Genomic DNA, 12,861 nt, shown 5'->3' on the forward strand with positions numbered 1-12,861 from the left:
GTATATCGATTCAAAAGAATATTAGACGTGATATCACTAACAAAACCAGCATAAAATTGGTCTATTTTTGCGCACAAAATCACATATATTTCACATTGAATTTACATAAATCATTGCGGGAATTAACGCAAATGATAATTATTCACAATGGTACGTCATTCCATCGACAGAACATTTAACATAATATCACTGGCAGTGGACAACCTTCGGCGGTAATTGGAACAACCATGATGGCATCGACTGTTGCGGATTTATGTCCAAAGAATGGCGCTGGCGAAGACCATCCGAGTCAACCTTAAAAGCCTTATCTCGCTGGCTTTGTGGCCAAGGCTCCTGCATATTTTCTCTGAAAAAATTGGCTGTGGTATTTTCTCTTTGCGACAAGGTTTCGAGCAATCCGAGAAACCCCGGCGTTAAAGCGGCTGATTTTCCCTGATAGTGGTTAATCTGTGGCCCGTTCTCACTCATGCTCAATACCGCCTGAGCCGGGCCAGCTAAAAAATCTGATACATACTGCCACGCCAACGCCTGCTGCTCATCGTAGCTCAGCCCTTTCCCATTCTGGTTCATTGGCTCCAATACCTGATCTTCCCACTGTTTCTGAACCCAACAACCAGTACAGCGAATAGCATGGGCTAATAGAAAATCACCGTCGCTTTGATACAGCTTCCAAACTGCATTTATGCCCAAATCCTGCGTATGATGACCGGCTCCTTTTTGCAGTTCGATATAACGTTGAAACAGCCGTTGCAGCGGATTACTCGTCGTTTCCTCCTGTTGCTGGAACAATCCTTCGGTCAATTTACGGCTATCCTGCGCAGTCCTGATGCTTTCTTCAACCGCAAAACTTAATGCCTCTCGCCAGGCCTGCCATGCGCGGAGCGACACTTTAGTTGCAGCTGCCGCCGATTGGGGCTTCGGCATCAGCCACCGCTCGATACGCTGCCGCCATTGTTGTTTTATTTCATGCGGATACCCCATCATCGGTGATCGCGTAATATATTGATCGAGAATGATTAAACGCCGGTGTTCTTGTAACCAAGGCTGGCTCTGTGATTCGGAAATATCAGATAATTGCAGATTCATTTGTCTGGCAAATTCCATCGACGGACTACTACCCCGTCTGATACTTAACAAGCGATCTTGCCACTCCTGCGCGCTCAATGGCGGAAAATCCTCATTCACCACGTTAAATAGAAGCTGTAGCCAGTTCTCCTGCCGCATGGATGGCCATTGCTGGCGAAAAGCGGTGAGCGTGGTCAGGGCAATATCATCGCCAGCCGCCTGTTCAACGATATCCAACCAATCATTGACCTGCTGTACGCGGACTAACGTCCAAAGATCGGGAAAATCGTCCATAGACACAGAGTGGAGCCAGATGTTAACTGCAGGCTTTACCGAAGCATTGGATTCACTGGCCAGTAACCAGCGCCATTGGGGATCGCTTTCGACTAACTGAGCCAATAATTGTCGTAGCTGAGTTAACTCACTTTTTTCAGGTTGTAATCGCCATTGCGCACGCTGCAAAGCTAAGTGGATGTAAGGCAATAAAATAGGAACGGCAACATCAGAGACTGGTTTTTTGACATAACGTAGCTGCTCAAAAGAACCGGCAAGATAATCGTGCTCGAAAAGCCTTTGTTTAACCAAAATATACTGTGCCAACGCCAATATCATTTCACGCTGCCGTATTGGTGCTTCAGTGCGGAAGCGGTCATAATGACGGCGAACTTCCTCTGTGATATTTCCCAAATCAGCAGGAGCGCTTTCCAATAGCGTTGTTTCAAGAATTTGATGCTGCCATTTCAATAGGGGTATAAACGGGAGATAACTCAGCGGCGAATCTTGCCAGCGCTCGTTGATCTGTAATTGAGTAACCAACGCATTTGGGTCGAGATTTTCTATTTTAAAAGTAATTAATGATCCACTCCGCCATCCCCAAAAAACCGTTAATCCGAATAGCATGGCTAACAATCCTATTCTGACCTTTTTATCGCAAAATCCTCGCCATCGTGTATTGAACATACGCAAAGCTAAAGACCGGTGAGCCGACATTCCCTCCCCATGGAGAAGCGTTACTTTCTTAATCATAGATCCAGTCTATAAGCATCACAAAAACTCAACCCATGAAATAGCCAAGAAAAAAAAGAAGTACAATAATAGACGCTGAGCATTTTTTATTAATAAACCGATTCAATATCAACTTCATCATTGATTTTTTCCTGGCACGCATCAATTTATGGCTAATATCAATTAACTTGAGATAATAATACTCAGGCAAGGATTTTTCTTCATTGGCAATAGTTTTATTCAGAAAAACACCATTATCCTTATTATACTTTCCATGAAACCCTAACCGCAGGCAAAGCAAATAAAGCATTCTCAGTTCATTTTCATTTTTATCCATTTGCTCTAGCTGGTTGAAAAAAACATCTCCACCGCTAGTGGTCTGAAATAATTGTGTTTGCAGCAAAATATCTTTCCATTGCTTAGCATAAGAGAGCGAGGAGGATAAAATAAACTCATCAAACCAGACCATGACAGCCAATAATGCCCGATCGCATTCAGAATCACTATAACCCTGCGACTCGGCAGCTTTCGCTGCTATTTCAAAAACCTCTGTGGTTTTTTCACGAACATACTGATAGTTATGGTTAAAATCAGGCTGCTTTTCCAGAATCAAGGCAAAACGAAAAACATCCACATAACAATCAATTAATGTCTTCATAATGCCACCGAGCATATAATCTCATCTTCCTGAGTTAATAATGCGCTTAACAAATAAGGCATAATCCATTGCCTTTCGAAATACATGTTAATTCACCCCCTGCTTATCCTTGATTCACCCTGCTGAAAGCAGGAAGTAACATAATATCTCATAACGCAACGGGACTTATCTGGATTAATAAATAATATTAAAAGTGTACATCATTGCTAGATATTCGACAGGTTAATTATCATTAAAATACATGCATAAACATTAAATACATATGTAATGCTTAATAATTTAACAAAATGAGAAAATGAGAAAATGAGCATTAGAATAAAAAATTCATTACTCATCATGAAGATATGGCAATGGAATTCTTATAAAAAACGGTAATTTGATTTATTAATTATCTCACTAAAATTATTATATAGGCCTTAAGGGGAAGCGGCGGAAAACAAGGATTATTCCCAGTTTCGTTAGCCGCTAAAGCCAAAGGGTTAGGTTTTAGTACTGAGACGTTAAAAAATACGCAGTAAATACGGAGTGAGTTACATTCACTAATATAACTGATTCTAAATGACGTCCTGTGCCGGATGGAGAGCATCATGGTAGCCGGTCTGGTAGACATTTCCATAATAAGTTAATTGCTGATTTAGAAGGTGCAATGTCTAAAGCTGATGCTAAGAAGATAATAGCGGTGACCTGCTCCCCGTTGATTAGTACACCACTATGTTAGTAACGTCTTCATAAGCCATGTGAGGACATCCCCATGAAGAAGCGTTTTTCCGACCAACAGATCATCAGTATTCTCCGCGAGGCTGAAGCCGGGGTATCCGCCAGCCTGCCGCCAGCGGCGTGATATTGAACAAATAAACGATAAAGTAAAACTTCGGCACCGCGTTCCAACCCGGTGCAGTTAGTGAGATTGTATTGACCAAGATGGCGCCGCCAACAAAAACCGCGCCATACGAAAAACCGGACAACGCCAGACTGATCGCTGCACCCGGAACAGAACCGATTTCCAACACCATCGTCATGATTATCATCGAGAAAACTTGCACGATCAGACACAGTATCAAAGAAAACTCTGGCTTCATAAAACGGGGGATCGTGAACTGCACGCCACCGGCTACCAGCAATTATCCGGTAGCGATATAGCCAAAGTAAGCGAGTGACTGGAGCCCGAAGACATCAATAGCCGTCGTTGTGCCCAATGACAGGATCAGCGCAGTATACGACCAGGAAATAAACACGCACAGCGCAAGCAGGTAAAACAAGGGGTTACTAAAACCTGTGTCATTTTCAGCTGTTTTTACGCCTGCAACGTGGGCGCTAAGCGGCGTATTTTCGGCCAAAGCAGAACGATGGCGATCGCAGATAAAAAACAACCGCCGCCGGCGAGGCGAGCGGGCAAAACGCAAGCTGGGAGTAAACACGGCTGATCATCGACCCGAGCGCCAGACTGCCCAGCAGTGCTGCGCGTTTGGCACTGTCGCCATGACTGAAGTTAATCAAGAGTATGTTAATGATTGCATTGGCCGTTCCGGCACCCAAGCTGGAAATAAACCTGAAGGAACAGAGCGCAAGCAACGACGTGCAAACGGAAAAACATAATATAGGTACCACCACCATCAGCGAAGTAACCACAGTAACCTGGCATTTTTATCGGTTATGGTGAGTCTGCGAGATAAAAACAAAGCCAGCAATACGCCAAACCCGTACGAAGAGAAGATCAACGTCAGGTCGATATTACTCAGCCTGATATAAAGGATATAGCGGCGTAGGGGAGCCACTATTCAATAAGATAAAAACAACGCGATTGTCAGCGCAGCCAATATGTTCACCTGGCTGCGGTTTGTCTGGGAAGAAGTTATTATGACTCCATCATTGAAAACCCCGATGGCAGCACCCTGCAAGATCGCGAACTTTCGCACTCGCACTTTTTTTCTTATCGTTCGGTCAGTACGGAGGGATAGCCTGTACACCTGCTACTGCCTCCCTCATAATGCTTCTACCCCGCAGCGAAACTGGGGGGGTTGTACAGGCCTGGCAAATAAGCGGCTATTATCTACAGTAAACGCGTCAGACAAGCAGGTAATGATGGACCCGTTATCCGATATTGTTTCCAGGTTAAAAATCAGCAGCCAGAAAATTGTCACGTTTGACATGACAACCAATACCAAAGCGCTGTTCCCCGAATATTCCGGAATGAAGATCTACATCGCCAAGGGTGGATCTTTTTTCATTAAAATGGCAGACGACGCAACCGCTTATCCGGTTGAGCAAGGTGATGTGCTGATCTTATCCAGCGGACGTGAATTTAGCATTTTCGATAACCCCCATGCGCCAGCCATCGACATAAGAAAGATTCACGTGATGAAAGACAGATCGTCCTGCTTTACCAACGGCGGATGCGATTTCTCATTTGTGGGTTGTCGATTCGTTTTTCAGATAAACGATACCTTCCGTTTTATCACTAGCCTTCCTGAACCCATCGTGATCAAAACACAACGAGAAGAAAACGAAGGCATTAAAGATTTTTTGAGCCGACTCTCATCTGAGATAGAAAAACCGGGCCCAGGTAGTGAGCTTATCACTGAGCATCTTCTGCAGATCATTTTGACGCAGGCGCTGAGAGTACTGCTGTCTTCCGGCGCGCTTGGCCGTGGCGAAGGCTGGTTTTACGCAATGGCGGACAAAAATATCGGCCTAGCGCTAACCAGCATACACGATCAACCGGGAAGGAAATGGCGTCTGGACGAGCTCGCCAGCATTGCCGGCATGTCACGCACCGCCTTTACCACAAAGTTCAGAAAACTGGCCGGCTACAGCGTCAACGAATACATTCGCGTCTGGCGTTTTAGCCTAGCCATCGAACGAATGATCGCCAATAAAGAAAAAATATCCCAGATCGCCTTTGACCTGGGATATGAATCGGAAAGCGCCTTCAGCACCGCGTTCAAGAAAAGCATGGGCGCGTCGCCAAGGAGCTATATCGGCAGCCATACCCCCTAAAGCGGCCAAAGGGGGCACATCTTTGTGCCAGTCTTATCCTTATTCTGCAAACCAGGCCGCGGGCAGATCCGTCTGCAGCGTGATGGTTTTTATTTGCGTGTAGGCATTGAGCGTTTCTTTGCAGAACTCGCGACCGATCCCGCTGTTCTTGTAACCACCGAACGCGGTGCCATCGGTAATGTTCGAGTAGCGGTTGATCCAAACGGACCCGGCTTCCAGCCGGTCTGCGGTCGCTAGGGCGTTTTTCAGACTGTGGGTGTAAATCCCTGATGCCAGACCATATTCGCTGTCGTTAGCCTGGGCGATCATCTCGTCGTAGTCTGACCATTTGATCAGCGTCAGCACCGGCCCGAAAATTTCTTCCTGGCAAATGCGCATACCATTTTTCGCGGCAAAAATCGTTGGCTCAATGAAGTAGCCGTGCTCGCAGCCGGCGACAGTGCGTCGTTTGCCGCCAGTCAGCAGGGTTGCTCCCTCCTCGAGACCGGTCTGAATATAAGCCAACACCCGCTCGCCCTGCTTCTCAGAAACGAGACAGCTGACCCGGGATTGCTCGGCCAGCGGTGAACCGACGTGCACCCGTTCAAAAGCCGCCACCAGCCTGGCGCTGAAACGGTCGTAAATGTCCGCGTGGACAAACAACCGGGTGCCCGCCAGGCAGGACTGACCGTTATTGTGGATAGCGGCAAAGGTCACGTTGTCCACCACCGCATCCATGTCCTCAATATCCGGGAACACAATATTGGGGCTCTTCCCGCCCAACTCCAGCGTGACGGGCACCAGCCGCTCTGCGGCGGCCTTGGCGACCAGCTTGCCCACCTCCGTACTGCCGGTGAACGAGAGCTTGCGTACCTTTCGGTTGCCGGTCAGCGCCGCCCCCGCCACGCTCCCCAGCCCGGTAATGATATTGACGACGCCGGCAGGAAAAATGTTGGCGATCATCTTGCCCAGCTCCAGCGTGGAAAGAGAGGCGTTTTCATCGACCTTCAGCACCACCGTGTTGCCGGTCACCAGCGCCGGCGCCAGCTTGAACGCCGCCATGATCGCCGGCGCATTCCAGGGGATAATCTGCCCGCAGACGCCAAGCGGCTCGCGTTTCGCCAGGCTGTAGCCGTCCGCGATGCTTCTGCCGCGGTCTTCGTGCCCCATGACAACCGCGGCGAAATAGCGATAGTGTCTGACCGCCGTTTGATAATCGCGGCGCACTTCGCTGATACAGCGGCCCACATCCTGCACGTCGATTTGCGCCATTCTTTCCAGATCACTCTCCAGCACATCCGCTAGCTGTGCCACCAGGCGTGCGCGGGCCTGCTGCCCTAACGCCTTCCAGGCGGGGAAAGCCGCTTCCGCCGCCAACACGGCGCGCTCGACGTCCCGTTCGTTGCAGTAATGCAAATCCGCCAAGCGTTCCCCGGTCGAGGGGGAAATAACGGGGTGAATGTCCGTGCCATCCAGCTCGAACACGCCGTTAATCAGTGGCCCGTAGGCTTTATCTAATGTCATGTCTGTTCCATTCATAGCAAAATTAATGCAAACCGCCGCCGACGATCAGGCTTTCGCCGGTCACCCAACCCGCCTCGCCCGAGGCGAGATAGGCCACTGCTGGGGCGATATCCTCCGGCGTGCCGATGCGCCCCAGCGGGGTGATGGATTCAATGTGCATTTTAAAACCGGTGTCGAAAAAGCCGCTGTCATGCACGCCTTCCGTGATGACCAGGCCAGGGTTGACCGCATTGACCCGGATCTTGCGCCCACCAAGCTCGTTGGCCAGCGTCTTGGTGATCGAATCCACCGCGGCCTTTGAAGCGGTATAAACCAGCGAATTGGTCGGCGTAAACGAGGTCACGCTGGAGCTGATATTGACGATGCTACCGCCCGATTCAGGCATGGCGGCAACCGCCGCCTTGCAGCAATAAATCAGCCCTTTGACATTTAAATTGAAGTGCCTTTCATATTCCGCGTCGCTAAATGCTTCCAGGCTATTGGTGGCATAAACCCCGGCGTTATTGACCAGCACGTCTACTCGACCGTACTGCTCAACAATGTTTTGAATCAGTCCGTTGACTTCGGCCTCAATCCCGACGTTGGCCTGCAGCGGAAAAGCGACGCCGCCCTGCTCATTGATTTCTTTAACCAACCTGTTGGCATCTTCACGCCCGCGGGAATAGTTAATAAAAACCACGGCGCCTTCCGCCGCCAGGCGTTTAGCAATGGCCGCGCCAATTCCCTTTGAACTGCCCGTCACCAGAGCAACTTTATCTTCAAAGCGTTTCATTAGTCATTCTCCTCAGTGTTTGTGCAACTCAAGAGGAGATTACGGGAATTTCACACCATGCTGGATAGCGGTGCGAACATAAAACCTTATCTATCGAACAACGTTGCCAACCTGCGTATTTAAGACCCTAGAATGAACGCGAAGCCAAAATGGCAATGGCCAACACCAGAATGACGGTGCCAAAAAACTTATTAATATAGATGGCGATGGTAGGCCGAATTTTTATTTTCATTGCAATTTTACCTGCCAGAAACACCAAGGGAATTTCAATCAAGAACATAATGAAGATTAGCTCAATGCCCAATATCAGCATCTGCATACCCGGCATTCCCGCTTCAACCCGAATAAACTGCGGGATAAACACCAATGAAAAAATGATGGCCTTAGGGTTCAGCAAGTTGGTCAGTAATCCTTGCGAATAAAGTTTATGGAGGCTTTTCCGCTCGCTGTTGTTTTGAAAGCTGATCGCGTTTTTGTTGTTAAAAATGCCAAAGCCTACCCACATGATATAGAGTGCGCCGCCAACGACAAAAAACTTATACAACACAGGTGAAGAGGCGATCAGTGCCGTAACGCCGGCAATCGCGAGGCCGATGTGACACGTCACCCCGGTGACAGCGCCCAATAAGGTAATCAGCCCCGCTTTCGTTCCCTGGCTTATGGCATTAGACAGTGCGCAAAGCATGTCGGCACCAGGGATAAGCGTTAACGCAGCGGCCGAAAGAGCAAATAAACCCAGCGTGGAAATATCGATGAACATGTTTTCCTCCCGTCGTCAAAAAGGCACATTGTCAGCCTCTCTTAGTCGACGAGATAGAACGATATTGCTCAAATGCTCCGGTCGCGATAGCTACGCGGCGTGACGCCGTAAGTCGACTTAAATATCCTGCCCATATGCGATTGATCGGCAAATCCGCAGGCGCTGGCGATTTCCGCGATGTCGCCGCCTCGGGAAAGCAAGGCCTTAGCCTGTTGCAATCTGAGCTGTCGTTGATAGCGGCTCGGCGATAAACCGAATTTTGCCGAAAACTGGCGACATAGGTGGAACTTCGACATGCCGACAGCCTGCGCCAGTATATCCAGACGCACCTCCTGGGCATGATGATCGTGCAGATATTCTTTTGCTCTGCTCAAGCCTGGCGAGATGTCGCTGGCCACCGTAAATGACTGCCACGGGGAAAACACCTGAAGCAGATCCGCCACGCAGTGGCTCCATATCACTTCACGGTCAAAGTGACTGGATTGCGTATCGGTCAAGACCATAGCGGTTTCACACAATTTCTTGGCGAAAGTCCTATGTTCGATGCGCTTCCCCTTGATCGCGGGTAAATGCATTGCCATGCTTTCCGCTGCACCAAGCAGCATCTCGTTGCTGGGATAAAACATGACATAGTGACAGCCTTCATTACCCAAAGTGGTGCCGGCATGCATCTGCCCTGGCGCGATGATGCTGATTTGCCCACGGCAGACAATACCGTCGGCATCGCCTTTAGCGCTGTTGTTATTGGCACCGCGCAGAACAACACCAATCGACCAGGTATCATGCCAATGCACGTCAAATCGATGGTCTGAAAAGTCCGCGACGAGTAGTTCAAGCCCGTCCAATGAGTCAAAACGATGCATAAATGCCGAATTTCCCATCACCTTTACCCGATTACTGGTTATCCACGCCGGCCAAAATAACACACAAAGTACGGCGTGAAAGCCCTTCGCTCGGTATGGAAGCGGCTTTCTGAACATCATAGAAAAGGGGCCGTCTGGCCCCTTCACATTCTGTTCACCTGCCTTCTTGCCTCACTCTCATGTCGATTAATGTTGATTAATCGCGCCATAGTTCAACGGCTGCCAGTCATAACCCTTCCCCTTTTTATTGGTGTTTCGGTGTCAGATTATTCAGGGACTCATGAGGTCGCTCGCTGTTATATTCAGCCAGCCAGCGATTTGTGATCAGTAAAATTCCTAACTGGATTCTTAAGAGCAAATTTTCAATTTTTATATAAAGAAACTATTTGCATCAGTGTTTTTGATGGAGATAAAGAAGGTAGTGATGAGCGGCAAAATATTCAAAGTTTTATAAGAGGAAAACTCCAAATACCTTTCGAACCTAATCGTGATTTCATATCTATAAGAAGTGGGTTTGCTGTAGAAGGATTATTTCCCGATGAATGGATTAAAGAGGCATACGCACAAAGCCCTACATGGTTTGATAATTACTCTGTAGATGCAGCTAATACTGTTGAACCATTCAAAATAAATGATACAAAAAAGAGATCATTCCTCAATTTTGTGTGTTCCCACGAACGTGATACAGAAAAAGAATGGGCAATACATTGGATAGCTGTATGTAATGCTTTAGATAACGCCATAGTAAAAAAATACAAATCTATTAATTAATTTAGATATGAGACAACCGAAATTGCCCCATATTATTATGGGGCAAGACAGTCTGAATACCACTGCAGCATATCTCTACGCTTTTCAAGATACTGCGCATGGTTATAAGTACCGCGAATACTATTCTTATCAACGTGAGCTAATTGTAGCTCTATCCATACACTATCATAGCCTTGCTCATGCAATATCGTTGACATGGTATGTCTAAATCCGTGACCCGTCGCACGGCCTTTATAACCCAGTAATTCAATGACCTGATTGACTGTTTCTTTACTTATAGGCTTTTTACGGTCATTTCGTCCAATGAAAATATAAGGATAATGCCCGGTGATGGGTAAAAGCTGTTTAAATAGCGCTATCACCTGCGTAGACAACGGCACGATATGAGGGCGACGCATCTTCATTCGTTCTGCGGGAATCTCCCACAACCCGTTCTCAAGATCAATTTCCTGCCAAGTAGCAAAACGCATTTCCTTAGTTCGTACACCCGTTAACATCAGTATCTTCGCGGCGTTCTTGGTTATGATGCTGCCGGTGTAACCCTCTAAGTCACGAATAAAATATGGCATCTCTTCAGCAGACAGGAACGGGTAGTGCTGTTTCTTCGGCGTACTTAATGCGCTGGCAAGGTCAGGGGCGGGATTATATTCAGCCCGACCAGTAATAATGGCATAGCGAAATACTTCCCCGCAGCGCTGACGTACTTTGCGCGTTTTTTCTAAGGCTCCGCGCTTTTCGATACGTTGAAGCACATCAAGTAATTCCATCGGTGTGATTTCTGCAATTGGCCGTTTACCAATATACGGGAATATATCTGCCTCAAAGGTACTCATGATTTCTTCCCTATATCCCAAAGACCAACGATCCGCTTTAGCTTTATGCCACTCGCGGCTAATGGCCTCAAAAGAGTTTTCCGATGAAAGCCGCTGCGCTAACTTATCAGCCTTTTTCACCTCTGCGGGATCTGTTCCATCTGCAACCTGTTTACGTGCCATATCTCGCTTAGAGCGAGCTTCAGCAAGGGATATCAGGTCATAAGTTCCTAATGACATTAATCGGGCTTTACCGGCAAAACGATAGCGAAAGCGCCAACCTTTACTGCCGTTAGGTTCAATTAAGAGTGATAGCCCTTGCCCGTCACTCAGGGTATAGGCTTTTTCTTGTGGTTTAGCACGGCGAATCTGGATATCTGAAAGTGGCATGTGTATAGCTCAAAAAGGTATAGGGTAATTCTATACCATTTACTATACACATTCGTTACGGATTTAGAGAGATTAACTCGAACACTCACGGACAATAACACGCTCTATCTATTGTTTTTACTGGGGTTTTAGGACTTTTGGGGAGTAATACGGAAGAGCTTTGGCGGAAGATCACAGGAGTCGAACCTGCCAGGGACCGCTGGCGGCCCCATCTGGATTTGAAGTCCAGCCGCCCCACCGGGAGCGATGATCTTCCATAGATAGTCTTTATGTAAGCTAGCGATTATAACGCGTTTATTCAACAAGGTATTAGAAATCAGTCAGGCATTTTCAACATTGTTAATGTTGAGCAGAAATCTGCGTAACCCTTGATAAAAGTGAGCTTCACTCAGTATGGCAAGCATACAAAAACCTACGGTTGACAGCCTTCAGCCATTAACCACAGTGACAGGCTACCCAAATATTGCCCCAATTGGATTGCTATCTTATAAACCAGAGGCAATCACACGACAAATTGTTCCGTGACAGCTAAAGCTCAATTCTGGATGAGCACCATAATCATTGATATAAGTGATAACCGGTGAGGGGTGATTTTCTGAAACCAGTTCACTGCTGGATAGAGGTGCGACCATTACTGCAGGAAAATCCTCTTTTGCCGCAGCTCCGCTTCTGGCCGCTAACCCGATCACCGTCAGATAATAGGGCGTCGGATTCTCGAGCCGATATCCTTGAGAAGTTTTATGCAATATGACTCGCTGCTGCCAGATTTCATCGGGCTGAGGCACAATGCTTAGCGGGCGGTAAAACAGTTTTATTTTGGTTTGCAGCGCTACCTGTATCGCATCGGGAATATCGCTACGCGGCGGGATTTCTCGCAAAGTGTAATAAAACAGCGATTCACGATCCTGAGGCAATGTTTTCGCATTTGGTGTGGCATAAATGCGGACGATATTTTTTTCACCCGAATTAACCCTCTGTATTTCCGGTGAAACCGCCAACGGCGCAGAGACGCTCTGCGGAGCTACATTTTCGATCCACGATTGAGCCAGATAAGGCAGCGTTTTATTCTCATTCCGAATACTCAGGTTAACGAATCCGACATCAGCCGTATAAATAACCCTTGTACGATCCAGCACGATAGCGGCATTCGTCTTGTAACCAACGAATATCAAACAGGTCAAGAGCGCCATTAATCGTATTTTTTTCATAGCGTGCCCATCCTTGCTTCAAGTCACACATAACAGGACGCTATATCATTCATCATA

12 protein-coding genes, 1 tRNA gene and 1 pseudogene are annotated in these 12,861 nt (G+C 47.5%); 2 read left to right on the forward strand and 12 right to left on the reverse strand.

Translation table 11 applies throughout. From position 1 onward, the window contains the following. Nucleotides 1–186 precede the first annotated feature (186 nt). The 4 genes from AD970_RS05700 to AD970_RS05715 all read right to left on the reverse strand — a co-directional run bounded on the left by AD970_RS05700 (nucleotide 187) and on the right by AD970_RS05715 (nucleotide 4,146). Nucleotides 187–1,965 (reverse strand): hypothetical protein, encoded by a 1,779-nt coding sequence (locus AD970_RS05700; RefSeq protein ID WP_049597353.1) that lies wholly within the window; start codon nucleotides 1,963–1,965, stop codon nucleotides 187–189. 154 nt (nucleotides 1,966–2,119) lie between these two features. Continuing rightward, nucleotides 2,120–2,743: a DotU family type IV/VI secretion system protein gene (locus tag AD970_RS05705; RefSeq protein WP_049597354.1), complete on the reverse strand. Its 624-nt coding sequence runs from the start codon at nucleotides 2,741–2,743 to the stop codon at nucleotides 2,120–2,122. Nucleotides 2,744–3,510: 767 nt separating this feature from the next. Then, complete coding sequence (locus AD970_RS19815) at nucleotides 3,511–3,807, reverse strand: hypothetical protein (protein WP_162199316.1); 297 nt, start codon at nucleotides 3,805–3,807, stop codon at nucleotides 3,511–3,513. Nucleotides 3,808–3,849: 42 nt separating this feature from the next. Continuing rightward, the gene (locus AD970_RS05715; protein ID WP_049597356.1) at nucleotides 3,850–4,146 is read right to left on the reverse strand and encodes a hypothetical protein; all 297 of its coding nucleotides are present in this window, start codon (nucleotides 4,144–4,146) and stop codon (nucleotides 3,850–3,852) included. Nucleotides 4,147–4,235: 89 nt separating this feature from the next. On the opposite strand from AD970_RS05715, the gene AD970_RS19540 reads away from it, so the two are divergent. Together AD970_RS19540 and AD970_RS05720 are read left to right on the forward strand one after the other, a co-directional pair. After that, on the forward strand, nucleotides 4,236–4,388 hold the full coding sequence (locus AD970_RS19540; RefSeq protein WP_157045458.1) for a hypothetical protein: 153 nt from the start codon (nucleotides 4,236–4,238) through the stop codon (nucleotides 4,386–4,388). Nucleotides 4,389–4,807: 419 nt separating this feature from the next. Then, nucleotides 4,808–5,725, forward strand: coding sequence for an AraC family transcriptional regulator (locus tag AD970_RS05720; protein WP_235786910.1), 918 nt, complete (start codon nucleotides 4,808–4,810; stop codon nucleotides 5,723–5,725). Nucleotides 5,726–5,764: 39 nt separating this feature from the next. Here AD970_RS05720 and AD970_RS05725 read toward each other — a convergent pair whose 3' ends face one another. From AD970_RS05725 to AD970_RS05755, 8 genes and pseudogenes are all read right to left on the reverse strand, one after another. Further along, nucleotides 5,765–7,228 (reverse strand): aldehyde dehydrogenase family protein, encoded by a 1,464-nt coding sequence (locus tag AD970_RS05725; protein WP_049597358.1) that lies wholly within the window; start codon nucleotides 7,226–7,228, stop codon nucleotides 5,765–5,767. A gap of 22 nt (nucleotides 7,229–7,250) precedes the next feature. Further along, the gene (locus AD970_RS05730; RefSeq protein WP_049597359.1) at nucleotides 7,251–8,000 is read right to left on the reverse strand and encodes an SDR family NAD(P)-dependent oxidoreductase; all 750 of its coding nucleotides are present in this window, start codon (nucleotides 7,998–8,000) and stop codon (nucleotides 7,251–7,253) included. A gap of 127 nt (nucleotides 8,001–8,127) precedes the next feature. Then, complete coding sequence (locus tag AD970_RS05735) at nucleotides 8,128–8,760, reverse strand: LysE family translocator (RefSeq protein ID WP_049597360.1); 633 nt, start codon at nucleotides 8,758–8,760, stop codon at nucleotides 8,128–8,130. A gap of 68 nt (nucleotides 8,761–8,828) precedes the next feature. After that, on the reverse strand, nucleotides 8,829–9,623 hold the full coding sequence (locus AD970_RS05740; protein ID WP_084728119.1) for an AraC family transcriptional regulator: 795 nt from the start codon (nucleotides 9,621–9,623) through the stop codon (nucleotides 8,829–8,831). A 244-nt stretch (nucleotides 9,624–9,867) separates the two neighbouring features. Continuing rightward, a pseudogene (locus AD970_RS19545) lies at nucleotides 9,868–9,948 on the reverse strand (integrase core domain-containing protein); the annotation flags it as partial. A 481-nt stretch (nucleotides 9,949–10,429) separates the two neighbouring features. Further along, nucleotides 10,430–11,596: a tyrosine-type recombinase/integrase gene (locus AD970_RS05745; protein ID WP_049597362.1), complete on the reverse strand. Its 1,167-nt coding sequence runs from the start codon at nucleotides 11,594–11,596 to the stop codon at nucleotides 10,430–10,432. A gap of 161 nt (nucleotides 11,597–11,757) precedes the next feature. After that, nucleotides 11,758–11,852 (reverse strand) — tRNA-Sec (locus AD970_RS05750). 229 nt (nucleotides 11,853–12,081) lie between these two features. Further along, on the reverse strand, nucleotides 12,082–12,804 hold the full coding sequence (locus tag AD970_RS05755; RefSeq protein ID WP_049597363.1) for a fimbria/pilus periplasmic chaperone: 723 nt from the start codon (nucleotides 12,802–12,804) through the stop codon (nucleotides 12,082–12,084). Nucleotides 12,805–12,861 lie beyond the last annotated feature (57 nt).

The sequence above is a fragment of the Yersinia nurmii genome (assembly GCF_001112925.1).
In the GTDB taxonomy this organism is placed as follows: Bacteria; Pseudomonadota; Gammaproteobacteria; order Enterobacterales; family Enterobacteriaceae; genus Yersinia; species Yersinia nurmii.

Bases quoted from the DNA above. Each gene is read 5' to 3' on its own strand.
- AD970_RS05700 (WP_049597353.1), bottom strand. From the start codon at position 1,965: ATGCTATTCGGATTAACGGTTTTTTGGGGATGGCGGAGTGGATCATTA.
- AD970_RS05705 (WP_049597354.1), bottom strand. From the start codon at position 2,743: ATGCTCGGTGGCATTATGAAGACATTAATTGATTGTTATGTGGATGTT.
- AD970_RS19815 (WP_162199316.1), bottom strand. From the start codon at position 3,807: ATGAAGCCAGAGTTTTCTTTGATACTGTGTCTGATCGTGCAAGTTTTC.
- AD970_RS19540 (WP_157045458.1), top strand. From the start codon at position 4,236: ATGATTGCATTGGCCGTTCCGGCACCCAAGCTGGAAATAAACCTGAAG.
- AD970_RS05720 (WP_235786910.1), top strand. From the start codon at position 4,808: ATGATGGACCCGTTATCCGATATTGTTTCCAGGTTAAAAATCAGCAGC.
- AD970_RS05725 (WP_049597358.1), bottom strand. From the start codon at position 7,228: ATGACATTAGATAAAGCCTACGGGCCACTGATTAACGGCGTGTTCGAG.
- AD970_RS05730 (WP_049597359.1), bottom strand. From the start codon at position 8,000: ATGAAACGCTTTGAAGATAAAGTTGCTCTGGTGACGGGCAGTTCAAAG.
- AD970_RS05735 (WP_049597360.1), bottom strand. From the start codon at position 8,760: ATGTTCATCGATATTTCCACGCTGGGTTTATTTGCTCTTTCGGCCGCT.
- AD970_RS05740 (WP_084728119.1), bottom strand. From the start codon at position 9,623: ATGCATCGTTTTGACTCATTGGACGGGCTTGAACTACTCGTCGCGGAC.
- AD970_RS05745 (WP_049597362.1), bottom strand. From the start codon at position 11,596: ATGCCACTTTCAGATATCCAGATTCGCCGTGCTAAACCACAAGAAAAA.
- AD970_RS05755 (WP_049597363.1), bottom strand. From the start codon at position 12,804: ATGAAAAAAATACGATTAATGGCGCTCTTGACCTGTTTGATATTCGTT.